This window comes from Micromonospora sp. LOL_025 (assembly GCF_048060285.1).
GTDB lineage: Bacteria > Actinomycetota > Actinomycetes > Mycobacteriales > Micromonosporaceae > Micromonospora.
Genome location: NZ_JBHMIR010000024.1, coordinates 72,998 through 98,129 on the forward strand (window position 1 = coordinate 72,998; position 25,132 = coordinate 98,129).

Sequence of the window (25,132 nt, forward strand, 5' to 3'; positions counted from 1 at the left end):
TGCAGGCTGATGCGAAACCGATACCTGGACCTGCTCCGCTTCCTGGCCATCGTTCGAGTCGTCGTCTACCACGTCACCGGTTGGGCCACGCTGACCCTCGTCTTCCCGGCGATGTCGGTGATGTTCGCGCTCGCCGGCTCGCTGATGGCGGCCTCACTGCACCGGTGGGGACCGGGGGCGGTCGTACGCCGGTTGCGGCGCCTGCTGCCGTCGCTGTGGGTGCTCGCCGCCGTCTTCGTGCCCGCCATGCTGCTCACCGGGTTGCCGCTGAGCCCGAAGGTGCTGCTCTGGCTCTTTCCCATCGCCGACCCGCCGGCCAACGGCTGGGGCGCGATCGCGCTCAGCGTGATCTGGTACCTGCGCGACTACCTCTGGTTCGTGCTCGCCTCGCCGGTGGCCCTCTGGCTGTTCCGGCGCGCCCCGGTGCCCACCCTGATCGCCCCGTACGCCCTGCTCGCGGCGGCCGAACTGGGCCTGCTCCCGGCACTGCCGGTGGCGCTGCACCAGTTCGGGCTCTACTTCGGGGCCTGGCTGCTCGGCTTCGCCCACCAAGCCGGCATGCTGCGCCGCCTGACCAACCGGGTGCTGGTGCCGGTGGCGCTGGCCCTCGCCGCGGCCGGCGCGGCCTGGATCGTCACCCATCCCGGACCGCGCGGGTACGACCTGAACGACAACCCCCTGGGCAACGCCCTCTGGTCGGCGGCCTTCGTCCTCGTGCTGCTCGGTCGGGGGCCGGCGAGCGCGCCCTGGGTGGACCGCAGCGCCGCGTTCGGCCGGGTGGTGACCGTGTTCAACCGGCGGGCGCTCACCGTCTACCTGTGGCACATGCCCTTCGTGGTGGCGCTCACCCCGCTGGTCGACGTGGTGGGCTGGTCGCACCAGGACCCGCTCGGCCTGGCGATCCGGGTGGCGTTGGTCTTCGCGCTGGTCGCGGTGGTGACCGCCCTGGTCGGCTGGGTGGAGGACGTGGCGGCCCGCAGGCCGCCGGAGTTGGTCCCCGGCCGTGCCCGCCCCGCCCCGGCCACCGTCCACGCGCCCGCCGCCGGCAGGGCCGGCGGACCGGCCACCGGTCACCCGGCCGCAGCCGGGCCGGTCAGTGGGCGGGCGGCGGTGCCGGCGCCCCGGGCCGCGCGGGAGCCGGAGACCGTCGAGATCAGCGCTGGGTGACCGTCACGTTGCCGCTGCCCGTGGAGAGGTCGAGCACCAGCGTGGCGGACGGGTCGTCGGTCACGCCCAGTTCGGCGTCGCCGCTGTCGGTGCTGGAGCGGACCCGGTAGCGGCCCGCCGGCACGACCAGCTCGACGTTCCCGCTGGAGGCGTGCACCCGCGCCGAGGCGGGCGTCGTCAGGTCGACGGTGATGTCGCCGGAGCCGGCCTCGGCGTCCACCCCGCCGCCGAGGCGGTGCCCGGTGATGTCGCCGGAGGAGGTGCGCAGCGTGACCGCGGCGGCGACCTCGTCGACCTCGACGTTGCCGGAGCCGGTCTGGGCGCGGACGGGACCGCCGGCACCGGCCACCTCGATGTTGCCGGAGCCGGTCTCCGCGCGGACGGGGCCGCTGGAGGCGGTCACCCGGATGTTGCCCGAGCCGAGCCGCATCTCCACCGGGCCCACCCTGCTCAGGTCGACGTCACCGGAGCCGGTCTCGCCCTTCACGCTCACCCCGTCCGGGGCGGTGACCTCGTAGGAGACGCTGCACCGGGAGCCGCAGTCGGTGTCCAGCACCAGTTCGGTGCCCTTGATCTCGTACGTCGCGTCGGGTTGACCGCCCTGGTAGCGCACCACCCGCTTGATCCGCACCTCGTCCTGCGCGCCGATGGCGCGGACGGTCACGTCGCCGGCCCCCGGCAGCACCCGGATGCTGTTGATCCGGACCGCCTCGGTGTTGTCGTAGTCGAGCCGGCGGAAGGACAGGTTGTCGCACCCGGCGGCGACGATCAGGGTGGTGGCCGCAGCGAGCGCGGCGGCGGTGCGGTGCAGAGCCATGCGAGCACGCTACGAGGCGGGGCCCGCCCCACGCATCGGGGTTCCGCGTGCCGACACCCCGAGCTGACCCTGATTCCGCACCCCGAGAGAGAATGGTCCGATGGCCGGGTACCGCCGACAGCTCTACCGCGACGACGCGGTGGTCCTGCGCGTGCAGAAGCTCGGCGAGTCCGACCGGATCATCACCCTGCTCACCCGCCGGCACGGCCGGCTGCGCGCGGTGGCCCGGGGAGTCCGCCGCACCACGAGCAAGTTCGGTGCCCGGCTGGAGCCGTTCGGCCACGTCGACCTCCAGCTCGCCGGCGACCCGAAGGGCAACCTCGGCAGCTCGCTGCACACGGTCAGCCAGGTCGAGGGCATCGACCTCTACGGCAAGCGGTTCCTCGGCGACTATTCCCGCTACACGGCCGCCAGCGCGATCGCCGAGACCGCCGAGCGGCTCACCCCCGTCGAACGGGAGCCGTCGCTGCGGCTGTTCCAGCTCACCCTGGGCGCGCTGCGGGCGCTCGCCGAGGGCAGCCACGCCACCACCCTGGTGCTCGACGCGTACCTGCTGCGGGGCATGACGCTCGCCGGTTGGGCGCCGGCGCTGACCGCCTGCGCCGTCTGCGGCACGCCGGGGCGGCACCGGGCGTTCTCCGTACCGGCCGGGGGCGCGGTCTGCCCGGACTGCCGGCCGCCCGGCGCGGCCCATCCCGCCCCGGCCACCATCGACCTGATGTCCGCGCTGACCAGCGGCGACTGGCGGGTCGCCGACGCCACCGAGACCGGCGTACGCCGGGAGTGCAGCGGCCTGGTCGCGGCACACCTGCAGTGGCACCTGGAGCGCGCGCTACGCTCGCTGCCGCTGGTCGACCGGGGCGCCCCGGCGACCGGCCCGGTCCCGCCGCCGCGTGGCAGCGGGGCCGGTGTGGACGGCGTGAACAGGGGGAAGACCGAGTGATCCGATCGATGAGGGCCGGGCGTCGCGAGCCGGTGCCGCCGACACCGCACCCGTCGGGCGCCCGCCCGCCGGCGCTGCCCGCCGACGCGGTGCCCAAGCACGTCGCCGTGGTGATGGACGGCAACGGCCGGTGGGCCAAGGATCGCGGGCTGCCCCGCACCAAGGGCCACGAGGCGGGGGAGTTCTCCCTCTTCGACACGGTCGAGGGCGCCATCGAGCTGGGCATCCCCTACCTGTCGGCGTACGCCTTCTCCACCGAGAACTGGCGGCGCTCGCCGGACGAGGTCCGGTTCCTGATGGGCTTCAACCGGGATGTCATCCGCCGCCGCCGCGACCAACTGGTCGACCTGGGGGTGCGGGTGGTCTGGTCCGGTCGGGCCGGCCGGCTCTGGAAGAGCGTCATCTCCGAGTTGCAGACGGCGGAGGAGATGTCCCGGGGGAACTCGACGCTGACCCTCCAGTTCTGCGTCAACTACGGCGGTCAGGCCGAGATCGCCGACGCCGCCGCCGCCATCGCCCGCGACGTGGCGGCGGGCCGGCTGGACCCGGAGAAGGTCAACGAGAAGACCGTCGCGAAGTACCTCTACCACCCGGAGATCCCCGAGGTGGACCTGTTCCTGCGTCCCTCGGGCGAGGAGCGGATCTCGAACTTCCTGCTCTGGCAGACCGCGTACGCCGAGCTGATCTTCCTCGACACGCTCTGGCCCGACTTCGACCGCCGCCACCTCTGGTACGCCTGCGAGCTGTACGCGCAGCGGGACCGCCGCTTCGGCGGCGCGCTGCCCAACCCGGTCGCCCCGCCGCCCGCCTGAGGCTTACCGCCCGCTCGTACGGGGTACCACGGTGGTCAGCAGCCACCGACGGAGGTGAACCCACATGATCCAGAAGCGTATTGCCCAGTGGGCGATGATGGCCGTCGCCGTGCCGTTGGCGGCGGCGGGCGCGCGCCGGCTCAGCCACACGCTGGAGGCCCGCCGCGGCCCGACCGGGGTGAGCCGCCTGCTCACCAAGGGCGCCGACATGCTCCGCCCGCAGAAGGCCAAGCGTCGCCGCTTCTTCTGACCGATCCACCGCCCCGACCCGCCCCCGACCCGCTCGCCGATCATGCAGTTGTGGTGCCCCGCGAAAGCCCCGCACCGGGGCCGTTTCGCCCACCGAAAGTGCATGATCGACCCGCGGGTCGGGTTTCGGGGTTTTGGGGGGTGTGGCAGGGGTGGGTGGTTAGGGTCGGGGTGGGGCCGGGTGGTCGCGGTGAGTCGCGGGGGTGGGGATGCGGGATCTTCGGGACAAGATGATCGTGGCGTTGGACGCCGCCGACCTCGGTGACCCGGTCCGCGCGCGGGTGGCCGAGATCTGTGCCGGGGTCGCCGAGCAGCACTGCCGGGAACTCGGCCACGCGGCGCAGCCGCGCTCCGGGGAGATCGGCGAGCTGGCCAGCGGCGATCCGGCGCTCACCTGGGCGCCCACCGAGACCGGGCAGCGGGCCTGGTGACGGCCCCCGCGCCGGCCCGGCCCGAGAAAGCGACGGCCGGATCCGAACGACGGCCTGTGGTGTGGTGACCGCCCCCTCGCCGGTCCAGAGCCCGCAGGGCCACGGAGCGGGACGCGCTGGCCGTGCAGGTGCGCGAGCCGGCGCCCGGGAGACGCGCGCCGCCGTCGCCTGACGCCCACGGGAGCGGGCGGGGTCAGGCCTCGATCTCGGCGCGGTCGGTGGGCCAGCGGGTGTGGAACGTGCCCTCGCGGTCCACACGCTGGTAGGTGTGCGCCCCGAAGTTGTCCCGCAGCGCCTGGATCAGGGCGGCGGGCAGTCGCTGGGCGCGCAGCGCGTCGAAGTACGCCAGCGACGAGGCGAACGCGGGGACGGGCACCCCGGCCCGGGCGGCCTCGGCCACCACCCGCCGCCAGCTCGGCACGCCGTCGTTCACGGTGTCCGCGAACCACGGCGCCACCAGCAGCGTCGGCAGGTCGGGCCGCTCGTCGTACGCCTGACGGATGCGGTCGAGGAAGCGGGCGCGGATGATGCAGCCGCCCCGCCAGATCGTCGCGGTGCCGCCCAGGTCGATACCCCAGTCGTACTCCCGGGAGCCGGCGCGGATGTGGTCGAAGCCCTGCGCGTACGCGACGATCTTCGAGGCGAGCAGGGCGCGGCGGACGTCCTCGACGAAGGCGTCGGAGTCCTCGACCCGCCACGTCGCGCCCGCGTCCGCGAACGCCCGGCGGGCCGCCTCGCGCTGGTCGGCGTGCCCGGAGAGCGACCGGGCGAAGGTCGCCTCGGCGATGCCGGTGATGGGGATGCCCAGGTCGAGCGCGCTCTGCACGGTCCAGCGGCCGGTGCCCTTCTGCTCGGCGCGATCCAGCACTACGTCCACGAACGCCCGCCCGGTGGCCGCGTCGGTGTGCGCCAGCACGTCCGCGGTGATCTCGATCAGGAAGGACTCCAGCTCGCCGGCGTTCCACCCGCGGAAGATCTCCGCGATCTCCGCCGGCTCCGCGCCCAGCCCGGCCCGCAGCAGGTCGTACGCCTCGGCGATGAGCTGCATGTCGGCGTACTCGATGCCGTTGTGCACCATCTTGACGAAGTGCCCGGCGCCGTCCGGCCCGATGTGCCGGCAGCACGGCACCCCGTCCACCTGGGCGGCGATCCGCTCGAAGATCGGCCCGAGCGTGCGGTACGACTCCGCGGATCCGCCCGGCATGATGCTCGGGCCGCGCAGGGCGCCCTCCTCGCCACCGGAGACCCCGGTGCCGACGAAGTGCAGGCCGTGGGCCCGTAGCGCCTCCTCCCTCCGGCGGGTGTCGGCGAAGTGCGCGTTGCCGCAGTCCACGACGATGTCGCCGGCGTCGAGCAGCGGGACCAGCTCGTCGACCACGGCGTCGGTGGGCCCGCCCGCCTTGACCATCACGATGACCGCCCGGGGCCGCTCCAGCGACGCGACGAAGTCGGCCATCGACTCGGCGGGCAGGAACGTCCCCTCGTCCCCGTGCTCCGCCACGAGGCTGCGGGTGCGCTCGGGCGAGCGGTTGTGCACCGCCACGGCGAAGCCGTTGCGGGCCAGGTTGCGGGCCAGGTTCCGGCCCATCACCGCCAGCCCCGTCACGCCGATCCGTGCCGTCGCCCGCCCGGCCATCCGTCCGCCCTCCGCCGTCGACACCCGCCGGTGCGACCGTACCGCGGGCGGGGCGGCCCGGAGGTCGTGTCGGGCAGCCCGTCACCGCCACGTGGCGGCCGCGCCGAGGGGCGTGCGGGGCTGGCCGACGAGCCGCCGCCGGGCGGTCGCCGCGGGTCGTGACCGGCCGGCCGGGGGCCCGGCCGGTAATTCGGGTGCGCGCGAACGGCCGGGCGGTTAGCGTGTGGGCATGCGCAACTGACGCCCCACTTCCGAGCCGACCCGCCGCTGTCTCGCCGCGGGTCCGCGTGCTCCCGGGCGTCCGCATTCCGCACCTGCCGTCGAGGCGGCGGTGTTCCTCGTGGTCGATCCCGGGCAGCAGTCCCGATCCCGCCCGACCGTCGCGCGACGGTCGCCGAACGAGGCGGGCCCCGTTACCGGACGTCGCTCCGGTGCGGCAGGGCCCGCAGACCGAGGAGGCACCGGATGCCAGCCAGGCGCAACCCGAAGAAGTCCCGTACCACCGTCCCCACGCCGTCCGTCGCGGACCTGACGCCCGTCAACCTCGACGAGGTGGCGGTCGCGCCGGTCCCGCCGGTCGTGCCGGCACTGCCGGTCGACCGGCCCGCCGCGCCGAAGGCCGGTCCGCCGGTCTCCGGCGCCGGCCGTTCCGGCCCGCTGCGTGGCCAGAAGGCCGGGCAGGCCCGCCGGTACGCCTTCCGGCGCAGCTGACGGTGCCGGCCGGGTGGAGCCGTCGTCACCGGCGACTCCACCCGGCCCGTCCGTCGCTCGGCCACCCGGGCCGGCGACTCCACCCGGTCCGTCCGTGGCCCGACCAGCCCGGCCGCCGACTCCACCCGGTCCGTCCGCCGATCAACGGACGCCGTCAGCCGATCAACGGGCGGAAGGTGCCGAGCAGCACGCTGACGGTCAGCGCGGCCCCGGCGAGCACCGCCGCGCCGGCGATCAGCAGGCCGTCGGCGGCGACGAAGCGCTGTCGCCGGGCGACGGTGCGCGGGACCCCGGCGTCGAAGCCCCGGGCGTCCATCGCGACGGCCAGCCGGGTGCCCCGGCGGATCGCCCCGACGAGCAGCGCGAAGGCCGTCGACACGAACAGCCGCAGCTTCGCCAGCGGGTTGCGGCCGGCCTCGACCCCTCGGGCGCGACGGGCCATGGAGATCATCTGCCACTCCTGCCCCAGCAGCGGCACGAGCCGGAACGCGGCCAGCGCCCCGATGGCGAACCGGGCCGGCGCCTTCGCGTTCTGGATCAGCGCGTCCGCCAGGTCGGTCGGGTCGGTGGTGGCGAAGACGATCACGCCGGGCAGCGCCACCGCGAACATGCGCAGCACCAGACCGAGCGCGGTGAGCAGCACCCCGGAGGTGACCACCGCCGGGCCGGCCTCGACCAGCACCCGGCCGGAGCGCTCGGCGGCGAAGAGCACCAGCGTCACCACCACGCCGACCGCGCCGACGAGCAGCGGCCAGGCCCGTCGCGCCAACACCCGCAGGCGGACCCCGAACAGCGGCAGCAGGGCCAGCTCGACGGCGATCGCGATGGCCGGGGCCACCGGGTCCAGGGTGGCGATCAGGATGAACGAGAACACCAGCGCCGCGGCGAGCTTGGCCACCGGGTTGCGCCGGGCCAGCAACGCCTCCGGCGCGGCGACCGGCTCGAAACTGATCACGCCCGCTCCTGGGTGAGGTGGCGGTCTGGGTGGGTGACCGGTGCGGCGGTCCCGTTGCTGGTCACGGGCGTTCCAGGGTGAGGCGGCGATCTGCCAGGGCGGCGACGAACTCCGAGTCGTGGGTGACGGCGACCAGGCCGTGACCGGCGTCGCGCAGCTCGGCGAGGAGGTCCACCAGCTCCAGCCAGGTGCGCCGGTCCTGGCCGAAGGTCGGTTCGTCGCAGACGAGCAGGCGGGGCGCGGTGGCCAGGGCGGTCGCCACGCTCAGCCGCCGTGCCTCCCCGCCGGAGAGGGTGTACGGGTTGGCCGCCGCGAGCTTCGTCAACCGCAGCCGGGACAGCAGGCCGTCGACCGTGGACCGGACCGTCGCCTCGGGCTGGCCGGTGCGGCGCGGGCCGAGCGCCAGCTCGTCGAACACGGTGTTGGTGACGAACTGGTGCTCCGGGTCCTGGAAGACCGAGCCGATCCGGCGGGCCAGTGCCGGGGCGCGCCAGCGGTGCGGGGGCGTGTGGGCGTCGCCACCGGCCAGTGCCGTGGTCGCCGCGACCCGGCCGACCCCGGGCTTGAGCAGGCCCCCGAGCAGCAGCGCGAGGGTCGACTTGCCGGCCCCGTTGGGCCCGAGGACGGCGAGCGCCTCGCCGGCGTGTACCGCCAGGTCGACGGCGGCCAGCCGGGGCGGCAGGGCGAGCCGGTCGGCGGTGAGCAGCACGTCGCCGGCCGGCGTGGTCGCGTGGCGGGGCGGTACCGGGCGCCCGGGCACCCAGACGCCCTCGTCGGCGAGCGCGTCGCCGTGCGTACCGAAGACGGCCTCGGGCGTGCCGTCGGCGCGGACGCCGCCGCCGGGTTCGAGCACGACCACCCGGTCGACCAGGGGCAGTGCCTCGGCGACCCGGTGCTCGACCAGGATCAGTGTGGTGTCGGCGTCCAGCGCGCCGGCCACCGCCGCCCGGATCAGCGCCGCGCCGGTCGGGTCGAGGTTGGCGGTCGGCTCGTCGAGCAGCAGCAACCCGGGGCGCAGGGCCAGCACCCCGGCCAGGGCGAGCCGCTGCTGCTCGCCGCCGGAGAGCGCGGCGGTGGGGCGGTCCCGGGGGTACGGGAAGCCGACCCGGGTCAGCGCCTCGTCGACGCGGGGCCAGATCTCCCCGGCCGGGGTGCCGCGGTTCTCCAGCCCGAACGCCACGTCGTCACCGCTGCGGGCCATCACGAGCTGGGTCTGCGGGTCCTGGAAGACGATGCCCACCCGCTCCCGGCCCTTGCGGGGGTCGAGCCCGTCGATCTCGACGGTGCCCTCCTGCTCACCCGAGTCCTCGGGCAGCAGCCCGGCCAGCGCGGCGAGCAGGGTGCTCTTGCCGGCCCCCGAGGGGCCCAGCAGCAGCACCCGCTCGCCGACCTCGACGCGCAGGTCGACCCCCCGCACGGCCCACGCCCGCCGCCCGGCGTGCCGCCACCCGAACCCCCGCAGCGTCACCGCCCCCACCGCAACCCCTCCCTCCCGGCCCGCCCGCGGGCGTCGATCATGAGGTTGGCGGCAGCCACGGAGATCCACATCACCGTCAACCTCATGATCAACCTCGATCTCGGTGGTGGGAGGGGGAGCGGGGTCAGACGGGGGTGCGGTCGCGGGCGGCGGGGAAGCGGTCCAGGGCGCCCGTGGTGGCCAGGGCGCGGGTGAGGGCCCAGCCGCCGGCGCCGGCGACGACGGTGGCGCTGACGATGGTGAGCAGGGCGTACGGGATCCGGTAGCTGCCCAGGGCGTACTCGCTGTTCCAGACGAAGAAGTCGAACAGGGCGGCGCCGAGGCCGGTCAGCGCGCCGGCGATCAGCGCGGTGGGCAGCCGGAACGAGCGGTACCGGAACGCGGCGAAGGCCAGCTCGGCGCCGAGCCCCTGGATCAGGCCCTGCACGATGGTGACACCGCCCCACTCCGAGCCGAGCAGCGCGGAGACCGTCGCCGCCACCGCCTCGCAGAAGAGCGCCGCGCCGGGCTTGCGGATCACCAGGCCGCCGAGGACGGCCGGGACCAGCCAGACGCCGTACATGATCGCCTGGCCGGCGGGGAAGAACGCGAACGCCGGGTCGACGGCCCGCCACAGCAGGCCCCAGGCCCAGAAGATGACGCCGAAGGCCACCGCGATCACGGCGGCGACGACGACGTCGACGGTACGCCACCGGGTGGCGGTGTTGTTGTCTCGCATGATTGCTCCCAGTCCCGAACGAGAACCAGGAGAAGACGCACGCCGCGCCCGGAACGTGCCGGACGTCGACGCGGCTGGAGGTCGACCGAACTCCCTGCGCTGGCATTACCCAGATCAGGTTCGAGGGTCTGCGGGCGGTGCCCGCACTCTCAGCGCTGTGCGCTCCCCTGTCGGATGTGAAGTTGTGGCCCGACGCTAACACCTTTGAAGATCATCGGGCAAAGTGATCTCTGCGCAGCTCACCAGCGCGTTCGATCGACGCCCCGATCCCGGCCCGGTACTCTCGGGCGGCCACTGGGAATCCGGCAGAGAGACACGTACGTGACATCCGAGGCTGACCGCCGCGCGCCGGACGGGCCGCACCCCGGCGCGGTGGACGGGGCCGCCCCGGGCGTACGCGAGGAGACGCCGGCGGCCCCTCGCGACCCGGACCGGCGGGTCGGGTCGGTGGAGGTCCTCGCCGGCCTGCTGATCCTGCTGGTCGTCTTCCGCGAGCCGCTCGCCCGCGCCCTCTCCGCGCCCCGGTTGCAGACCTGGACCACCGTCTTCGTCTCGGTCATGGTGCAGGCGGTGCCGTTCCTGGTCTTCGGGGTGCTGCTCTCCGCGGTGATCGCCGTCTTCGTGCCCCGGTCGTTCTGGGCCCGGGCGCTGCCGCGTCATCCCGCGCTCGCGGTGCCGGTGGCCAGCGCGGCCGGCGTGGTGCTGCCCGGCTGCGAGTGCGGGGCGGTGCCGATCGCCGGGTCGCTGATCCGGCGTGGGGTCACCCCGGCGGCCGCACTGGCGTTCCTGCTCGCCGCCCCGGCGATCAACCCGATCGTGCTCACCGCCACCGCGGTGGCCTTCCCCGACGACCCGGCGATGGTCCTCGGCCGGGCCGTCGCGAGCCTGGTCGTCGCGATGGTCATGGGCTGGCTGTGGCTGCGCCTCGGCCGGGCCGACTGGATCCGGCTGCCGCGCCGGCCGGAGCTGGACGACGGCCCGCGCGGGCGGGCGTTCTGGGGGGCGGTCCGGCACGACGTCACGCACGCCGGCGGGTTCCTGGTGATCGGCGCGGCGGCCGCCGCCACGATCAACGTCGTGGTGCCGGAGCGCTGGTTGCAGACCCTCGCCGACGAGCCGGTGCTCTCGGTGCTCGCTCTGGCCGCACTCGCGGTGCTGCTCTCCCTCTGCTCCGAGGCGGACGCCTTCGTCGCCGCCTCGCTGTCACAGTTCTCGCTGACCTCCCGACTGGTCTTCCTGGTGGTGGGGCCGATGGTCGACCTCAAGCTCATCTCGATGCAGGCCGGGGTCTTCGGCCGGCGGTTCGCGCTGCGGTTCGCCCCGACCACCTTCGCGGTGGCCGTGGCGGTGGCCGTCGCGACCGGGGCGGTGCTGCTGTGAACCGGCAGGCGCAGGCGGTCGTCCTGCTGCTGCTCGGGGGCGCGGTGGTCCGGGCCAGCCTCACCGACCTGCACCTGCGCTACGTCAAGGAGGGGCTGCGGCCCTTCCTGATCGCCGCCGGCCTGCTGCTGGTGGCCGCCGCGGTCATGACCCTCTTCTACGAGCTGCGCCCGCTCCTGCGGCGCACGCCCGCCGCCCGCCACGGCGGCCACGACGCGCCGGGCGACCACGGCGGGCACGACGGCGACGGCGGGCACGACGGGCACGGCCACCACGAGCCGCGGGTCGGCTGGCTGCTGATCCTGCCCGTGCTGGGCCTGCTCCTGGTCGCCCCGCCGGCCCTGGGCTCGTACGCGGCCGGGCAGGCCGGCACCGCCGTCACCACCCGGCAGCAGCCGTCCGACTACCCGCCGCTGCCCGACGGCGACCCCGTGCGGGTGGCCGTGCTCGACTACGCCTCCCGGGCCCTGTTCGACCGGGGCGCCTCGATCGGCGGGCGCCGGGTCCAGCTGACCGGCTTCGTCACCACCGGCCCCGACGGCCGGCCGCTGCTGGCCCGGATGGTGCTCTCCTGCTGTGCCGCCGACGGGCGGCCGGTCAAGCTGGGGCTGACCGGCGCGGCCCCCGACGGGCTCGCCGACGACACCTGGATCGAGGTGACCGGCCGCTACAGCGACCGCATCGCCCGCGACCCGGTCAACGACGCCGAGATTCCCTACCTGGACGTGGAGTCCTGGCGGCAGGTGCCCGTCCCCCGGCAACAGTACGAGTGACCCGGGGCCCGGCAGTCCCGGGCGGCCGGGTGCGGCGCTGGGTAGGCTCACGATCATGCGGATCGAGGCCCGGGGGTTCACGTTCGACGTCCGCGTCGGCGGACCGGAGGGCGGCACGCCCGTCCTGCTGCTGCACGGCTTCCCCCAGCACGGCGGGGAGTTCGACGACGTGGTGCCCGCGCTGCACGCCGCCGGCCTGCGCACGTACGCGCCGGACCAGCGCGGCTACTCGCCGGGCGCGCGGCCCGAGGCGGTCGAGGCGTACCGGCTGCCGGAACTGGTCGCCGACGCGGTGGGCCTGCTCGACGCGCTGGGCGTCGACGCGGCGCACCTGGTGGGGCACGACTGGGGCGCGATCGTGGCCTGGGCCGTCGCGGCCCACCACCCCGGCCGGGTGCGTACGCTGATCGCGGTCTCCGTGCCGCACCCCGGCGCCATGGCGTGGGCGCTGGCCGAGGACGCGGGGCAGAAGGCGCGCTCGGCGTACATGACGGTGTTCCGCAAGCCGGGCACGGCGGAGAAGGCGCTGCTGGCGCTGAACGCGACCGGGCTGCGCCGGATGCTGCACGGGGTCGGCGGCGACGCGCGGGTGGCCGCGTACGCGGACCCGATGCGCGAGCCGGGCGCGCTGACCGCCGCCCTGAACTGGTACCGCGCGATGTCCCGCCGGGACCTGGCCGCCACCGGGCCGGTGACGGTGCCGACCACGTTCGTGTGGAGCGGTCGCGACATCGCGATCGGCCGGACCGCCGCCGAGGCGTGCGCCGAGCACGTGACCGGGGACTACCGCTTCGTCGAGCTGCCCCGGGTGAGCCACTGGATCCCCGACGAGGCGCCCGCCCCGCTGGTCGAGGCGATCCTGGCCCGGGTGCACGACCCGGTCTGACCTTCCCCGCGACGCCGGCCGGCGGACGCCGGCCCACCCCTGACGGAGGTACGACATGGACCGAGCAGACACGACCGTGAAGGCCGAGGACTTCCTGGCCGTGGTGACCGACACGATGAACCGGGTGGCCGAGAGCCAGCGCGAGGCGGTGGGGCGGGCCGCCGACCTGATCGCCGAGGCGGTACGCGCCGACGGCGTGGTCCACGCGTTCGGCACCGGCCACTCCGAGGCGCTGGCCATGGAGATCGCCGGGCGGGCCGGCGGGCTGGTCCCCACGAACCGGATCGCCCTGCGGGACGTGGTGCTCCGTGGCGGCGCCCCGGCGGACGTGCTCGGGCCGCTGCTGGAGCGCGACCCGGCGGTGGCGCACCGCCTCTACGAGCTGGCCCCGATCGGCCCCCGGGACGTCTTCGTGCTCGCCTCCAACTCGGGCGTGAACGGCGCGATGGTGGAGTTCGCGTCGCTGGTCAGGGAGAAGGGTCACGGGCTGATCGCGGTCACCTCGGCGCAGCACTCCGGGCAGATGACCTCGCGCCACCCGTCGGGGCGCAAGCTCGCCGACTTCGCCGACGTGGTGCTCGACAACGGCGCCCCGTACGGCGACGCGACGCTGCCGCTGCCCGGCGGCGGGGCGGTCGGCGCGGTCTCGTCGATCACCGCGGCGCTGCTGGCGCAGCAGATCACGATCGAGGTGGTGGCCCGGCTGCTGGCGGCGGGGGAGCGTCCCCCGGTCTACCTGTCGGCCAACATCGCCGGGGGCGACGAGCACAACAACGCCCTGGAGGCCCGGTACGCCGGCCGGATCCGGCGCGGCTCCTGACCGGACGGGACCGGCGCCCCGGGCAGTGACGTGAGTCGGTTTCGCGCGTCGGCCGGTGGGGCATCAGCGATGCTGCCGCCGGCCACCCCCGCCGGCAGTACCGTCTGACCGGAGGTAGCGCGTGTCCAAGGAAACCGAGAAGCAGCGCTGGCAGCGCAACTTCGCCGACCTGCTCCAGGAGCTCCGGGTCGCCCAGACCGGCGTGCAGATCCTCTTCGCCTTCCTGCTCACCCTGCCGTTCAGCAACGGCTTCACCCGTACGAGTGGCTTCCAGAAGGACGTCTACATCGTCGCGCTGCTGTCGGCGGCCGCGGCCACCGCGATGATCATCTCTCCGGTGGCGTTCCACCGCGCGCTGTTCCGGCAGGGTCGCAAGCCGGAGCTGGTCCGGTTCGCCCACCGGATGGCCAGCGGCGGGCTCGCCTTCATGCTGATCTCGATGGTCAGCGCGGTGCTGCTGATCACCGACTTCGTGCTGGACCGGAGCATCGCCCTGGTGCTCAGCGGCCTCATCGGCCTCTGGTTCCTCACCTTCTGGGTGTTCCTGCCGTTCTCCCGGCGGAACTGGGGCGAGGACGACACCGACGACGACGAGGACGAGCCGCGGTCCCTCAGCGACTGACCGAGGTCGACGCAGCTCGATATTTACCGATCGCTACCCCTGGGTAACACCCGGGGGTAGCGTGCTGTTCGTCGAGCACGTTGACGCATCCGGACCGAGGTTCGAGGGGGCCGCCGTGACCACGACAGAGAACAGCCGACCCGCGCCCGACGGATCAGGCGCCGACCGGTCGACGCCGGCCACCGCCGACGACCCGCCGGCGGCCGGCGCGGCCGGGCCCCTGCCGACGGAGGCCGGCCGGGTCTCCGAGAAGGAGGCCCGACAGGTCGCCGAGGCGGCCCGGGAGTCCTCCTGGGACCGTCCCAGCTTCGGCAAGGAACTCTTCCTCGGCCGGTTCCGGCTCGACCTGATCGACCCCTGGCCGCGCTCCGACCCGGAGGACGTCGCCCGCGCCGACGAGTTCCTCGGCCGGTTCCGCGAGTTCCTGGTCTCCGAGGTGGACGGCGCCGCGATCGAGCGGGACGCGTCCATCCCGGACGAGGTGTTCCAGGGCCTGGCCCGCCTCGGCGCCTTCGGCATGAAGATCGACCGGTCGTACGGCGGGCTCGGGCTCAGCAACCTGCACTACTGCCGGGCGCTCATGCTGGCCGGCTCGGTCAGCCCGGCGATCGGCGCGCTGCTCTCGGCGCACCAGTCGATCGGGGTGCCGCAGCCGTTGAAGATGTTCGGCACCGCCGAGCAGAAGCAGCGCTTCCTGCCCCGGCTCGCCGCCGGCGAGGTCTCCGCGTTCCTGCTCACCGAACCGGACGTCGGCTCCGACCCGGCCCGGCTGGGCACCACCGCCGAGCCCACGCCCGACGGCACCGGCTACCGGCTCAACGGCGTGAAGCTGTGGGCCACCAACGGCAGCGTCGCCAGCCTGCTCGTGGTGATGGCCCGGGTGCCCGCCGCCGAGGGGCGGCGCGGCGGGATCACCGCCTTCGTCGTCGAGGGCGACACCGAGGGCATCACGGTCGAGCGGCGCAACGCCTTCATCGGCCTGCGCGGCCTGGAGAACAGCCTGACCCGCTTCCACGACGTCTTCGTGCCGAAGGAGAACGTCATCGGCGGCGAGGGCAAGGGCCTGAAGATCGCGCTGACCACCCTGAACACCGGGCGGCTGTCGCTGCCGGCGATGTGTGTCGGCGCCGGCAAGTGGGCGCTGAACGTGGCCCGGGAGTGGGCCGTCGACCGGGTGCAGTGGGGGCGGCCCGTCGGCGAGCACGAGGCGGTGGCCCAGAAGCTCTCCTTCATCGCCGCGACGACGTACGGCATGGAGACCATGCTGGACCTCTGCTGCCTGCTCGCCGACGACGACCGCAACGACATCCGGATCGAGGCGGCGCTGGTCAAGCTCTACGCCAGCGAGATGGCCTGGAAGATCGCCGACGAGCTGGTGCAGATCCGGGGCGGTCGCGGCTACGAGACGGCCGACTCGCTCGCCGCCCGGGGCGAGCGACCCGCCGCCGTCGAGCAGATGCTGCGCGACCTGCGGATCAACCGCATCTTCGAGGGCTCCACCGAGATCATGCACCTGCTCATCGCCCGCGAGGCGGTCGACGCGCACCTGTCGGTCGCCGGCGACATCATCGACCCGGACGCGGGGCTCGGCCGCAAGGCCAGGGCCGGGGCGAAGGCCGGCGCGTTCTACGCGAGGTGGCTGCCCACCCTCGCCGTCGGCAGGGGACAGCGCCCGTCGGCGTACGCCGAGTTCGGCCCGCTCGCCGGCCACCTGCGGCAGGTGGAGCGCGCCTCGCGCAAGCTGGCCCGCTCGACGTTCTACGCGATGTCCCGCTGGCAGGGGAAGATGGAGCGCAAGCAGGCGTTCCTCGGCCGGGTGGTGGACATCGGCGCGGAGCTGTTCGCCATGTCCGCGGTCTGCGTACGCGCCCACGCCGAGCGGGAGACCCGGCCCGAGAACGTGGAGCTGGCCGACCTGTTCTGCCGGCAGGCCCGGGTCCGCATCGACGCGCTCTTCACCGCCCTGTGGGACAACACCGACTCCGTCGACACGGTCGCCGCGAAGCGGATCCTGGCCGGGCGCTACGCCGCCCTGGAGGACGGCGTGATCACCCCCGCCGACGACCTGCCCTGGGTGGCCCCCTGGTCCCCCGGCCCCTCCACGACGGACGACGCCCGCCGCCGCCTCCCACCCACCCCTCCCCGCTGACCTGCCCCGCCCCCCGCCCCCCGGCCCCCCGGCCCTGCGTCGATCATGCAGTTGTGGTGCCCCGCAAAAGGGGCGAGTGCGGGTGCTCCGGGCACCACAACTGCATGATCGCGGGGGCGGGGGCGGGGGCGGGGGTGGGGGTGGGGAGCGGGGGTGGGGTTAGCGGGTGCTGCGGAGGCCGAGGTGGCGTAGTTCCAGGGCGGCCAGCGCGTCGACGGTGGCGTCGTCGCCGCGGCGCCACGACTCAGCCACGTCGGGCGCGATCCTGGTCAGCCGACCCAGCGGCTGGGTGGCCAGCGCGCGCAGCGCCAGCAGGTCACGGCCGGCGGGGGCGGCGGCCAGCTTCGCCGCCGAGCCGGCCCGGCGCATCCAACGCACCCGCAGCGGCAGCCAGCCGAAGAGCACCAGGCCGAGCGGGAAGACCAGCACGGCGACGGCCAGCGCGAGGGCGAGCTGGTCGACCAGCTCCTGCTGGTCGCGGCCCGCCTCGGCGAGCGAGCGGGCGGCGGTGGCGGCCCGCTCGAACGGCGCGGTCAGCTCGTCGCCGACCAGTGGCACCCGGTCGACCTTGCCGCCCGCCTCGGCCAGGTTGTCGGCGAGGCCGCTGCCGGCCCCCTCCAGCTTCTGCCCCGGTACGGCGAGCTTCTGGACCAGGTCGTGCAGCCACAGCGCGCCACGGATCGCGCCGTACACCCAGGCGACGACGAGCAGGTCGGTGATCAACTGTCGGACGGCGGTCGGGAAACGATCGGCGTAGATCTTCACGCCGGACAGCGTGCCACGCGCCTTCGTCCCCGGCACGCGACGCGAACGGCGGCGCACCACCCGGCGCCCGGCGCCCGGCACAACGGTGGACGGCACGACGGGCGGACCCGGCGGTCGGCCCGGACGGGCGGACCCGGCGGTCGGCGCTACGGGCGGGGTCAGCCCGCGCAGGCCGGGCAGGTGCCGAAGATCTCCAGGGTGTGGCTGACGTCGGCGTAGCCGTGCTTGGCCGCCACCCGCTCGGCCCAGCTCTCCACCGTCGGCCCCGCGACCTCCACGGTGCGGCCGCAGGACCGGCAGACCAGGTGGTGGTGGTGACCCTCGCTGCACCGACGGTAGAGGTGCTCGCCGCCCGGCGGGCGCATCACGTCGATCTCGCCCGTGTCGGCGAGCCCTTGAAGGGTGCGGTAGACGGTGGTCAGCCCGACCCGCTCGCCGCGCTCGCGCAGCATCGCGTGCAGCTCCTGCGCGCTGTGGAAGCCCTCCAGCTCGCCGAGCAGTGCGCTCACCGCCGAGCGCTGTCGGGTGTTGCGGACCGTGGCACCCGTCATGATCATGATCCCTCCCCGGCGTGGCTCACCGCGTCGGCCACGATGTGTGCGACGTGCTCGTCGACCAGCGCGTACGCGATCTCGCGACCCCGCCGGGAGCCGCGCACCACGCCGGCGCCCCGCAGCACCCGCAGGTGCTGGGAGACCAGCGGCTGCGCGGCGCCGAGCTTGTCGACCAGCTCGTGCACGCAACGCTCGCCCTCGGCGAGCTCGCTGACGATGGCCAGCCGGATCGGCGCCGAGAGGGCACGCAAGAGCTCGCTCGCGCCCTCGAAGGCGTCGTAGCCTGATCCGTCGGTCACCCCGTAACGGTAACCAATCCCACCGACACGCCGCTGGCCAGGATCAGTGGAGCACCACCTCGTGCGGTTCGGGCGCGGGCGCGGCGGCGGGGGTACGCCGACGGCGCAGCACCCGCCACACGGCGCCGAGGACCGCGACCACCCCGAACGAGGCGATCGCCATCAGCACCACCGAGGCGCCGGGGGCGGTGTCGGCGTTCGCCGCCACGTAGACCCCGGAGCCGGCGGCGAAGAGCCCGAGCGCCATCGCCGCCGTCATCGTGCTGCGGAACCCCCGGGTCACCTGCTGCGCGGTGGCCACCGGCACCACCATCAGGGCGCTGATCAGCAGCACCCCGACGGCGCGCATGGCGATCGTCACGGTGACCGCGGTGGCCACGGCGAGCAGCAGGTTGAGCGTGCGCACCGGCAGGCCGGAGACCTTGGCGTACTCCTCGTCGTGGCAGACCGCGAAGAGGGCCGGGCGCAGCGCCAGCATGGTCACCCCGATCGCGACGCCGAGCACCGCGATGGTCGTCAGGTCCTGCGGGGAGATCGTGGTCAGCGACCCGAACAGGTAGGCGTTCAGGTTGGCGCTGGTGCTGTCGGAGAGCCCGACCAGCGTCACGCCGCCGGCGATGCCGCCGTAGAAGAGCAGGGCCAGGGCCAGGTCGCCGGAGGTGCGACCCCGGGCGCGGACCAGCTCGATGGTGATCGCGCCGGCGGTCGCCACGGCCACCGCGACGAGCACGGGGGACCGGTTGAGCAGCAGGCCCGCGCCGACGCCGGTGAGCGCCACGTGCCCCACCCCGTCGCCGATCAGGGCGAGCCGCCGCTGCACCAGGTAGATGCCGAGCGCCGGGGCGGCCAGGCCGATGATCAGCGCCCCGATCAGGGCCCGCTGCATGTAGGGGTACTGGAAGAGTTCCATCTCAGCTGCTCCACAGCCCGGCGGGCTCGTCGGGTCCGTGCGGGTGCACGTGGTCGTGGTCGGGCTCCGCGTGGTGGCCGGCGGGCTCGGGCACCGGGCCGTCGTGGCAGATCCCACCCTGGTGTACGACGACCGCCCGGCTGATCAGCGGCCGCAGCGGCCCGAGCTCGTGGGCCACCAGCAGCACCGTGCCGCCACCGCCGACGAAGTCGTGCAGCGCCCCGGCGAACGCCTCCTGGCTGGCCGCGTCGACCCCGGCGGTCGGCTCGTCGAGGACCAGCAGCTCCGGCTGACCGGCCAGCGCCCGGGCGATCAGGGTGCGCTGCTGCTGCCCGCCGGAGAGGGTGCCGACGGGGTCGCGGGCCCGGTCGGCGAGCCCGACCGCCTCCAGCGCGGCGGTCACCGCCGCCCGGTCCGCCGCGCCGGGCGGGCGCAGCACCCCGCGTCGGGCGAGCCGGCCGGAGGCCACCACCTCGCGGACGGTGGCCGGTACGCCGCTGCCGGCGCCGAGGCGCTGCGGGACGTACCCGATCCGGTGCCACTGCCGGAAACGGCGCAGCGGACGGTCGAAGAGGGTGACCGAGCCGGAGCTGAGCGGCACCAGGCCGAGCGCGGCGCGGACCAGGGTGGACTTGCCGGAGCCGTTGGCGCCGAGCACCGCGACCACCTCGCCGGCGGTCACGGTCAGCGAGACGTCACGCAGCACGGGGCGGCCGTCGTAGCCGACCACCCCGTGCGCGACGGTGATGACTGGGGATGTCACGAGCAGCTCAACGCCGTCCTCAGGGTCGCAAGGTTGGCACGCATCACCGAAAGGTAGTCGCCGCCGTCGGTCGACAGCCCCTCCAGGGGGTCCAGCACCGCGGTCTTCGCGCCGACCTCGGCGGCGATGGTCTCGGCCACCTTCGGGCTGACCAGCGTCTCGAAGAAGATCGTGGTGGCCTTGTGCTCCCGGGCCTCCCGGGCGACCTCGGCCAGGCGCTGCGGGGCGGGCTCGTTCTCGGGGCTGAGCCCGCTGATGCCGATCTGCTCCAGCTTGTAGCGCTCGGTCAGGTAGCCGAAGGCGGTGTGGCTGACCACGATCTCCCGCCGCTGGCAGGTCTTCAGCCCGGCCGTGAACTCGGCGTCCAGCTTCTCCAACTCGGCGCGCAGCGCCCCGGCGCGCGCGGTGTAGTCGGCGGCGCGGCCCGGGTCGGCCCGGCCGAGCCGCTCGGCGAGCTTGTCGCCGACCGTGGCGAGGCGGGTGGGGTCCAGCCAGAGGTGCGGGTCCTTGGTGCCGCCCTCCTCGTGGCCGGGCTCCTCGGCCTTGCCCGACTCCTTCGGCTTGCCCGACTCCTCGGGGTGGGCGTGCTCCTCGCCCTCGTGTGCGTGCTCCTCGCCCTCGTGGTCGTGGTCGTGGTCGTGGCCGCCCGCGGCGGCGTCCATCAGCGGCTGCACGGTCGACACGTCGAAGGCGCGGTCCTTGGCGTTCTGCTCGACGGCCTCGTCCAGTGCCGGCTGGAAGCCCTTGAGGAGCACGACCAGCTCCGCCTCGGCGACCTGGCCGACCTGGCCCGGATTCAGCTCCAGGTCGTGCGGCTCCGCCCCGGGCTTGACCAGGTTGCTCACCTTCACCGCGTCACCGCCGATGCGCTCCGCGAGGAACTGCAACGGGTAGAAGGCGGCCACCACGTCGACCCGCTGCGGGTCGGCGCCGGCCGGGCCGTCGTCGGAACAGGCCGTGACACCACCCAGGGCGAGCAGGGCGGTGGTGGCGACGGCCAGGGTGCGCGGGGCGGTGCGGATGTTCATGCCATGAACTTTCCGCGACAACGATAATGATTGTCAAAAACGCATGCTTGCATGTCAGAACAGCTTCACCAGGCCCGCGGTGACCAGCAGGGTGAGCGCCACCAGCCGGATCACCCGCGTCGGCGCCGTCTGCACCGACCAGGTGGTGACCAGCAGCGCGGCCACGGCCGCGGCGAGCAGCAGGGTGAACAGCCCGCCGATCACGCCGGGGGTGAAGAACGCGACCAGCACCAGCACCAGGGTGACCAGGAACACCGTCGTCGGGTTCGCCCGGGCCAGCCGGGCCGGCAGGGGGCTCTGCGTACGCTGCATCCCACAGACTCTACGAGGAGGAACCCCGTGCTGGTGACGAACCGGTTCGTGGTGGACGTCGATGTCGCCGACGAGTTCACCGAGCGGGCGCACGCCGCCCTCGCCGCGCTCGCGGCCCGCCCCGGTTACCTGCGCGGCCAACTGGTCCGGGCGCTGGACGACCCCCGGCACTGGTGCCTGGTCACCGAGTGGGAGTCGGTCGGCACCTACCGGCGGGCCCTGGGCGGCTTCGACGTCAAGATCACCGCTGTGCCGCTGCTCGCCCAGTCGCTCGACGAACCGTCGGCGTACGAGGCGCTGGCCAGCGCCGCCCCCGGCGGGGACGTCGTCCCGGCCGCCAGCGATCGGGCCGCTGGTCCTTACCGCTGAGCCTGCGGGCACTACATTGCTTGCATGACCGCTCCCGGACCGGCGACCCCGCCGGCGTACCCTCCGCCGCCCGGCCAGCAGTGGGCGCAGCCGCCCGCCGTGCCCGGTCCGCCGGCGGATCCGGGCGTGCCCGCCCCGCCCGCCGGGCCGGGGGTCACCCCGCCGTTCGCGGCGCCGCCCACCGAGGGGCGCAACACCCGGCTCTGGCTCGGGCTGGGCGCGGGGGCGCTCGCCGTGCTGCTCTGCTGCGGCGGCGGCGGCGCGGCCGTGGTGGGTCTGGCCGTGACCGGGGTGCAGGCCGTGCGCGAGCAGGGACGCACCGTCTCCACCGACTACTACCAGGCGCTCGTCGAGCGGAAGTACGGCGCGGCCTACGACCAGCTCTGCGACGACGCGCAGCGGCGCGAGTCACGCCGCGAGTTCGAGCGCCGGGTGGCCGCCGAGCCGCAGATCGCGACCTTCCGGGTGGGCGACGTGGACGCCGTCTCCCTCACCGTGCCCGTCGACGTCACCTACACGGGCGGCCGGCAGGACCGGCAGGAGGTCACCCTCGGGCAGGACCAGCAGACGGGCGGCATGGAGGTGTGCGGGGTGAGCTGACCCGCCCCCGGTATTCTGCTGGGCCCGGGACGGCACGGGTCGTACCGTTGTCCCGAACTGTTCCTTCCGTCCTTACCGCGTCCCCGCCGACCGCCAGTCGGCGTAGGAGGAAACATGCCAGCCGACCGTATCGACGCCGTCGTCAGCCTCGCCAAGCGCCGAGGCTTCGTCTTCCCCTCCAGCGAGATCTACGGAGGCACCCGGTCGGCGTGGGACTACGGTCCGCTCGGCGTGGAACTGAAGGAGAACGTCCGCCGGCAGTGGTGGAAGACGATGGTCCAGCAGCGCGACGACGTGGTCGGCCTCGACTCCGCCGTGATCCTGGCCCGCGACGTCTGGGCCGCCTCCGGCCACCTGGACGCCTTCGTCGACCCGCTGACCGAGTGCCAGTCGTGCCACAAGCGGTTCCGGGCCGACCACCTCGAGGAGGCGTACGAGGCCAAGCACGGCAAGCCGCCGGCCTCGCTGACCGAGCTGAACTGCCCGAACTGCGGCAACAAGGGCACCTTCACCGAGCCGAAGATGTTCAACGGCCTGATGAAGACGTTCCTCGGCCCGGTCGAGAGCGAGGAGGGCATGCACTACCTGCGGCCCGAGACCGCCCAGGGCATCTTCGTCAACTACAAGAACGTGGAGACGGTCGCCCGCAAGAAGCCGCCGTTCGGCATCGCCCAGACCGGCAAGTCGTTCCGCAACGAGATCACCCCGGGCAACTTCATCTTCCGCACCCGCGAGTTCGAGCAGATGGAGATGGAGTTCTTCGTCGAGCCGGGCTCGGACGAGCAGTGGCACGAGTACTGGCTCTCCGAGCGCTGGAACTGGTACCTCGACCTGGGCCTGTCGGAGAGCAACCTGCGCTTCTACGAGCACCCGAAGGAGAAGCTCTCCCACTACTCGAAGCGCACGGTCGACATCGAGTACCGCTTCCAGTTCGGCGGCACCGAGTTCGCGGAGCTGGAGGGCATCGCCAACCGCACCGACTTCGACCTGACCACGCACAGCAAGCACTCCGGCGTCGACCTGTCCTACTTCGACCAGGCCAAGGGCGAGCGCTGGATGCCGTACGTCATCGAGCCGGCCGCCGGCCTCACCCGCGCGGTGCTCGCGTTCCTGCTGGAGGCGTACGACGAGGACGAGGCGCCGAACACCAAGGGCGGCGTGGACAAGCGCACGGTGATGCGCTTCGACCCGCGGCTGGCCCCGGTCAAGGTGGCCGTGCTGCCGCTGTCGCGCAACGAGGCGCTCTCGCCGAAGGCGAAGGGCCTCGCCGCCGACCTGCGCAAGCGCTGGGTGGTGGAGTTCGACGACTCGCAGGCGATCGGCCGCCGCTACCGCCGCCAGGACGAGATCGGCACCCCGTTCTGCGTGACGGTCGACTTCGACACCCTGGACGACAACGCGGTGACCGTCCGGAACCGCGACACCATGGCCCAGGAGCGCATCGCGCTGGACCAGGTCGAGCGCTACCTGATCGAGCGCCTCCCCGGCTGCTGAGCTGCGACGGGGCCCGGCCGGCGCGGAAGTCGCGCCGGCCGGGCCCCGTACACTTGTCCGGTGACCGCGCCGACCGTTCCCGCACTGCGCCCGCTGACCATCGGGCGGCACGAGGTGTGGCCGCCGGTGGTGCTCGCGCCGATGGCCGGCATCACCAACGTCGGCTTCCGGCAGCTCTGCCGGGAACAGGGCGGCGGCATCTACGTCTGCGAGATGATCACCACCGTCGCGCTGGTCGAGCGGAACCCGAAGACGCTGCGCATGATCGCGTTCGGCGACGACGAGCGGCCCCGCAGCCTCCAGCTCTACGGCACCGACCCCGAGATCACCGCCGCCGCCGTGCGGATCGTGGTGGAGAAGGACCTTGCCGACCACATCGACCTCAACTTCGGCTGCCCGGTGCCCAAGGTCACCCGCAAGGGCGGCGGCTCGGCGCTGCCGTGGCGGCGCCGGCTCTTCGCGCGGCTGGTCAGGGCCGCGGTGGACGCCGCGTCACCTGCCGGGGTGCCGGTCACGGTCAAGATGCGCAAGGGCATCGACGACGACCACCTGACGTACGTCGAGGCGGGCCTCGCCGCCCAGGACGCCGGCGTGGCGGCGGTCGCCCTGCACGGGCGTACGGCCGCGCAGCGCTACTCCGGCACGGCGGACTGGGACGCCATCGCCACGCTCAAGCAGGCCCTCGACGTGCCGGTGCTCGGCAACGGCGACATCTGGGAGGCCGACGACGCGCTGCGGATGGTGGCGCACACGGGCGTCGACGGGGTGGTGATCGGCCGGGGCTGCCTGGGCCGCCCGTGGCTCTTCGCCGACCTGGAGGCCGCGTTCGACGGGCGCCCGGAACGCCGCCTGCCCACCCTGGGCGAGGTGGCGCGGACCATGCGCCGCCACGCCGAACTGCTGGTCGACCAGTTCACCGCGGGCTCGCGTACCCCCGCCCGGGGCGAGCGCGACGGCTGCACCGACTTCCGCAAGCACGTCGCCTGGTATCTCAAGGGCTTCCCGGTGGGCAGCGAGCTGCGCCGCGAGCTGGCCATGATCGAGAGCCTGGCCCAGCTCGACGACCTGCTCGGCAAGCTGGACCCGACGGAACCCTTTCCGGTGGCCACGTTGGGCCAACCGCGCGGCCGCACCAACTCGCCCGGCAAGGTCTTCCTGCCCGACGGCTGGCTGGCCAGCCGCGACGACGACACCGTCCCGGAGGGCGCCGAGCTGGCCGACTCGGGCGGCTGAGCCCTCGCCCCACCTCGGCCTCGCCCCGCCTCGGCCTGACTCCGGTCCGGGCGGGCGCTGTCCGGCCTCGGCCTGACTCCGGTCCGGCCCTGCCCCGGCGGCCACAGCCGGGAGAGCCCCCGGCCATGACGAAAGGGCCGGGCCCCTGTGCGGGGTCCGGCCCTTGTCGTGGTGCGGGTGTTGTCGCCGTCAGGCGGTGTAGCCGCGGGTGGCGATCCAGTCGGCGAGGTTGTCGACGCTCATCCGGTAGGAGGCCTGG

General features: G+C 74.1%; 27 protein-coding genes, 1 pseudogene and 1 riboswitch. Of the genes and pseudogenes, 16 read left to right on the forward strand and 12 right to left on the reverse strand.

Features of this window, described 5'->3' with window-relative positions; translation table 11 throughout:
* Nucleotides 1–9: 9 nt before the first annotated feature.
* On the forward strand, nucleotides 10–1,167 hold the full coding sequence (locus tag ACFHW0_RS24340) for an acyltransferase family protein (RefSeq protein WP_416611113.1): 1,158 nt from the start codon (nucleotides 10–12) through the stop codon (nucleotides 1,165–1,167).
* Here the strand turns inward: ACFHW0_RS24340 and ACFHW0_RS24345 are convergent.
* A complete protein-coding gene (locus ACFHW0_RS24345; RefSeq protein WP_416611115.1) occupies nucleotides 1,154–1,984 on the reverse strand; it encodes a DUF4097 family beta strand repeat-containing protein in 831 nt (276 codons plus the stop codon). The two genes, ACFHW0_RS24340 and ACFHW0_RS24345, sit on opposite strands and share 14 nt — an antisense overlap.
* Before the next feature lie 100 nt (nucleotides 1,985–2,084).
* On the opposite strand from ACFHW0_RS24345, the gene recO reads away from it, so the two are divergent.
* The 4 genes from recO (at nucleotide 2,085) to ACFHW0_RS24365 (ending at nucleotide 4,419) form a co-directional block, all read left to right on the forward strand.
* The gene (gene recO / locus ACFHW0_RS24350) at nucleotides 2,085–2,927 is read left to right on the forward strand and encodes a DNA repair protein RecO (RefSeq protein ID WP_416611117.1); all 843 of its coding nucleotides are present in this window, start codon (nucleotides 2,085–2,087) and stop codon (nucleotides 2,925–2,927) included.
* An 8-nt stretch (nucleotides 2,928–2,935) separates the two neighbouring features.
* Complete coding sequence (locus ACFHW0_RS24355) at nucleotides 2,936–3,739, forward strand: isoprenyl transferase (protein ID WP_121400234.1); 804 nt, start codon at nucleotides 2,936–2,938, stop codon at nucleotides 3,737–3,739.
* 64 nt (nucleotides 3,740–3,803) lie between these two features.
* On the forward strand, nucleotides 3,804–3,989 hold the full coding sequence (locus tag ACFHW0_RS24360; protein WP_311413809.1) for a hypothetical protein: 186 nt from the start codon (nucleotides 3,804–3,806) through the stop codon (nucleotides 3,987–3,989).
* A 208-nt stretch (nucleotides 3,990–4,197) separates the two neighbouring features.
* Nucleotides 4,198–4,419: a thioredoxin reductase gene (locus tag ACFHW0_RS24365; RefSeq protein WP_416611119.1), complete on the forward strand. Its 222-nt coding sequence runs from the start codon at nucleotides 4,198–4,200 to the stop codon at nucleotides 4,417–4,419.
* A 193-nt stretch (nucleotides 4,420–4,612) separates the two neighbouring features.
* On the opposite strand, the gene gndA is transcribed toward ACFHW0_RS24365, so the two are convergent.
* Complete coding sequence (gene gndA, locus ACFHW0_RS24370; protein ID WP_416611153.1) at nucleotides 4,613–6,055, reverse strand: NADP-dependent phosphogluconate dehydrogenase; 1,443 nt, start codon at nucleotides 6,053–6,055, stop codon at nucleotides 4,613–4,615.
* Between the two features lie 465 nt (nucleotides 6,056–6,520).
* Here gndA and ACFHW0_RS24375 point away from each other — a divergent pair, with 465 nt between their 5' ends.
* Nucleotides 6,521–6,766: a hypothetical protein gene (locus ACFHW0_RS24375; RefSeq protein WP_416611121.1), complete on the forward strand. Its 246-nt coding sequence runs from the start codon at nucleotides 6,521–6,523 to the stop codon at nucleotides 6,764–6,766.
* 154 nt (nucleotides 6,767–6,920) lie between these two features.
* Here the strand turns inward: ACFHW0_RS24375 and ACFHW0_RS24380 are convergent, their stop codons facing one another.
* The 3 genes and pseudogenes from ACFHW0_RS24380 to ACFHW0_RS24390 form a co-directional block, all read right to left on the reverse strand.
* On the reverse strand, nucleotides 6,921–7,721 hold the full coding sequence (locus ACFHW0_RS24380; protein WP_416611123.1) for an energy-coupling factor transporter transmembrane component T family protein: 801 nt from the start codon (nucleotides 7,719–7,721) through the stop codon (nucleotides 6,921–6,923).
* A 64-nt stretch (nucleotides 7,722–7,785) separates the two neighbouring features.
* A pseudogene (locus ACFHW0_RS24385) lies at nucleotides 7,786–9,198 on the reverse strand (ABC transporter ATP-binding protein); the annotation flags it as partial.
* Nucleotides 9,199–9,322: 124 nt separating this feature from the next.
* The gene (locus tag ACFHW0_RS24390) at nucleotides 9,323–9,916 is read right to left on the reverse strand and encodes an ECF transporter S component (RefSeq protein WP_121400241.1); all 594 of its coding nucleotides are present in this window, start codon (nucleotides 9,914–9,916) and stop codon (nucleotides 9,323–9,325) included.
* Nucleotides 9,917–9,989: 73 nt separating this feature from the next.
* Nucleotides 9,990–10,095, reverse strand: a riboswitch (TPP riboswitch).
* 193 nt (nucleotides 10,096–10,288) lie between these two features.
* On the opposite strand from ACFHW0_RS24390, the gene ACFHW0_RS24395 reads away from it, so the two are divergent.
* The 6 genes from ACFHW0_RS24395 to ACFHW0_RS24420 all read left to right on the forward strand — a co-directional run bounded on the left by ACFHW0_RS24395 (nucleotide 10,289) and on the right by ACFHW0_RS24420 (nucleotide 16,546).
* On the forward strand, nucleotides 10,289–11,296 hold the full coding sequence (locus ACFHW0_RS24395) for a permease (protein WP_416611155.1): 1,008 nt from the start codon (nucleotides 10,289–10,291) through the stop codon (nucleotides 11,294–11,296).
* Nucleotides 11,293–12,069, forward strand: coding sequence for a TIGR03943 family putative permease subunit (locus ACFHW0_RS24400; RefSeq protein WP_416611125.1), 777 nt, complete (start codon nucleotides 11,293–11,295; stop codon nucleotides 12,067–12,069). Before ACFHW0_RS24395 ends, ACFHW0_RS24400 begins: the two co-directional genes overlap by 4 nt.
* A 55-nt stretch (nucleotides 12,070–12,124) precedes the next feature.
* Nucleotides 12,125–12,955: an alpha/beta fold hydrolase gene (locus tag ACFHW0_RS24405; RefSeq protein ID WP_416611127.1), complete on the forward strand. Its 831-nt coding sequence runs from the start codon at nucleotides 12,125–12,127 to the stop codon at nucleotides 12,953–12,955.
* A gap of 55 nt (nucleotides 12,956–13,010) precedes the next feature.
* A complete protein-coding gene (locus ACFHW0_RS24410) occupies nucleotides 13,011–13,775 on the forward strand; it encodes a sugar isomerase domain-containing protein (RefSeq protein ID WP_416611129.1) in 765 nt (254 codons plus the stop codon).
* Between the two features lie 121 nt (nucleotides 13,776–13,896).
* On the forward strand, nucleotides 13,897–14,397 hold the full coding sequence (locus tag ACFHW0_RS24415) for a DUF6328 family protein (RefSeq protein WP_416611131.1): 501 nt from the start codon (nucleotides 13,897–13,899) through the stop codon (nucleotides 14,395–14,397).
* Nucleotides 14,398–14,512: 115 nt separating this feature from the next.
* Complete coding sequence (locus ACFHW0_RS24420) at nucleotides 14,513–16,546, forward strand: acyl-CoA dehydrogenase family protein (protein ID WP_416611133.1); 2,034 nt, start codon at nucleotides 14,513–14,515, stop codon at nucleotides 16,544–16,546.
* Between the two features lie 159 nt (nucleotides 16,547–16,705).
* Here ACFHW0_RS24420 and ACFHW0_RS24425 read toward each other — a convergent pair whose 3' ends face one another.
* The 7 genes from ACFHW0_RS24425 to ACFHW0_RS24455 all read right to left on the reverse strand — a co-directional run bounded on the left by ACFHW0_RS24425 (nucleotide 16,706) and on the right by ACFHW0_RS24455 (nucleotide 21,177).
* Nucleotides 16,706–17,311 (reverse strand): hypothetical protein, encoded by a 606-nt coding sequence (locus tag ACFHW0_RS24425; protein ID WP_416611135.1) that lies wholly within the window; start codon nucleotides 17,309–17,311, stop codon nucleotides 16,706–16,708.
* A 158-nt stretch (nucleotides 17,312–17,469) separates the two neighbouring features.
* Entirely contained in the window at nucleotides 17,470–17,862 is a 393-nt protein-coding gene (locus tag ACFHW0_RS24430) for a Fur family transcriptional regulator (protein WP_199729578.1), read from the reverse strand.
* 2 nt (nucleotides 17,863–17,864) lie between these two features.
* Nucleotides 17,865–18,164 carry an ArsR/SmtB family transcription factor gene (locus ACFHW0_RS24435; protein WP_088998913.1) on the reverse strand — a complete coding sequence of 100 codons (300 nt, stop codon included), beginning with the start codon at nucleotides 18,162–18,164 and terminating at the stop codon, nucleotides 17,865–17,867.
* A gap of 43 nt (nucleotides 18,165–18,207) precedes the next feature.
* Entirely contained in the window at nucleotides 18,208–19,074 is an 867-nt protein-coding gene (locus ACFHW0_RS24440) for a metal ABC transporter permease (RefSeq protein ID WP_416611137.1), read from the reverse strand.
* 1 nt (nucleotide 19,075) lies between these two features.
* A complete protein-coding gene (locus ACFHW0_RS24445; RefSeq protein WP_416611139.1) occupies nucleotides 19,076–19,837 on the reverse strand; it encodes a metal ABC transporter ATP-binding protein in 762 nt (253 codons plus the stop codon).
* Complete coding sequence (locus ACFHW0_RS24450; protein ID WP_416611141.1) at nucleotides 19,834–20,865, reverse strand: metal ABC transporter substrate-binding protein; 1,032 nt, start codon at nucleotides 20,863–20,865, stop codon at nucleotides 19,834–19,836. The genes ACFHW0_RS24445 and ACFHW0_RS24450 overlap by 4 nt, the downstream gene beginning before the upstream one ends.
* A 54-nt stretch (nucleotides 20,866–20,919) precedes the next feature.
* Nucleotides 20,920–21,177, reverse strand: coding sequence for a hypothetical protein (locus tag ACFHW0_RS24455; RefSeq protein WP_416611143.1), 258 nt, complete (start codon nucleotides 21,175–21,177; stop codon nucleotides 20,920–20,922).
* 27 nt (nucleotides 21,178–21,204) lie between these two features.
* Here ACFHW0_RS24455 and ACFHW0_RS24460 point away from each other — a divergent pair, with 27 nt between their 5' ends.
* From ACFHW0_RS24460 to dusB, 4 genes are all read left to right on the forward strand, one after another.
* On the forward strand, nucleotides 21,205–21,546 hold the full coding sequence (locus ACFHW0_RS24460) for an antibiotic biosynthesis monooxygenase family protein (protein ID WP_416611145.1): 342 nt from the start codon (nucleotides 21,205–21,207) through the stop codon (nucleotides 21,544–21,546).
* Between the two features lie 126 nt (nucleotides 21,547–21,672).
* Complete coding sequence (locus ACFHW0_RS24465) at nucleotides 21,673–22,146, forward strand: hypothetical protein (RefSeq protein ID WP_416611157.1); 474 nt, start codon at nucleotides 21,673–21,675, stop codon at nucleotides 22,144–22,146.
* Nucleotides 22,147–22,260: 114 nt separating this feature from the next.
* The gene (locus ACFHW0_RS24470; RefSeq protein ID WP_101412337.1) at nucleotides 22,261–23,640 is read left to right on the forward strand and encodes a glycine--tRNA ligase; all 1,380 of its coding nucleotides are present in this window, start codon (nucleotides 22,261–22,263) and stop codon (nucleotides 23,638–23,640) included.
* 60 nt (nucleotides 23,641–23,700) lie between these two features.
* Nucleotides 23,701–24,873, forward strand: a complete 1,173-nt coding sequence (gene dusB / locus ACFHW0_RS24475; protein WP_416611147.1) for a tRNA dihydrouridine synthase DusB — start codon at nucleotides 23,701–23,703, stop codon at nucleotides 24,871–24,873.
* Nucleotides 24,874–25,132 lie beyond the last annotated feature (259 nt).

Bases quoted from the DNA above. Each gene is read 5' to 3' on its own strand.
- ACFHW0_RS24345 (WP_416611115.1), bottom strand. From the start codon at position 1,984: ATGGCTCTGCACCGCACCGCCGCCGCGCTCGCTGCGGCCACCACCCTG.
- gndA (WP_416611153.1), bottom strand. From the start codon at position 6,055: ATGGCCGGGCGGGCGACGGCACGGATCGGCGTGACGGGGCTGGCGGTG.
- ACFHW0_RS24355 (WP_121400234.1), top strand. From the start codon at position 2,936: ATGAGGGCCGGGCGTCGCGAGCCGGTGCCGCCGACACCGCACCCGTCG.
- recO (WP_416611117.1), top strand. From the start codon at position 2,085: ATGGCCGGGTACCGCCGACAGCTCTACCGCGACGACGCGGTGGTCCTG.
- ACFHW0_RS24405 (WP_416611127.1), top strand. From the start codon at position 12,125: ATGCGGATCGAGGCCCGGGGGTTCACGTTCGACGTCCGCGTCGGCGGA.
- ACFHW0_RS24440 (WP_416611137.1), bottom strand. From the start codon at position 19,074: ATGGAACTCTTCCAGTACCCCTACATGCAGCGGGCCCTGATCGGGGCG.
- ACFHW0_RS24360 (WP_311413809.1), top strand. From the start codon at position 3,804: ATGATCCAGAAGCGTATTGCCCAGTGGGCGATGATGGCCGTCGCCGTG.
- ACFHW0_RS24340 (WP_416611113.1), top strand. From the start codon at position 10: ATGCGAAACCGATACCTGGACCTGCTCCGCTTCCTGGCCATCGTTCGA.
- ACFHW0_RS24470 (WP_101412337.1), top strand. From the start codon at position 22,261: ATGCCAGCCGACCGTATCGACGCCGTCGTCAGCCTCGCCAAGCGCCGA.
- ACFHW0_RS24455 (WP_416611143.1), bottom strand. From the start codon at position 21,177: ATGCAGCGTACGCAGAGCCCCCTGCCGGCCCGGCTGGCCCGGGCGAAC.
- ACFHW0_RS24390 (WP_121400241.1), bottom strand. From the start codon at position 9,916: ATGCGAGACAACAACACCGCCACCCGGTGGCGTACCGTCGACGTCGTC.
- ACFHW0_RS24410 (WP_416611129.1), top strand. From the start codon at position 13,011: ATGGACCGAGCAGACACGACCGTGAAGGCCGAGGACTTCCTGGCCGTG.
- ACFHW0_RS24450 (WP_416611141.1), bottom strand. From the start codon at position 20,865: ATGAACATCCGCACCGCCCCGCGCACCCTGGCCGTCGCCACCACCGCC.
- ACFHW0_RS24430 (WP_199729578.1), bottom strand. From the start codon at position 17,862: ATGACGGGTGCCACGGTCCGCAACACCCGACAGCGCTCGGCGGTGAGC.
- ACFHW0_RS24365 (WP_416611119.1), top strand. From the start codon at position 4,198: ATGCGGGATCTTCGGGACAAGATGATCGTGGCGTTGGACGCCGCCGAC.
- ACFHW0_RS24375 (WP_416611121.1), top strand. From the start codon at position 6,521: ATGCCAGCCAGGCGCAACCCGAAGAAGTCCCGTACCACCGTCCCCACG.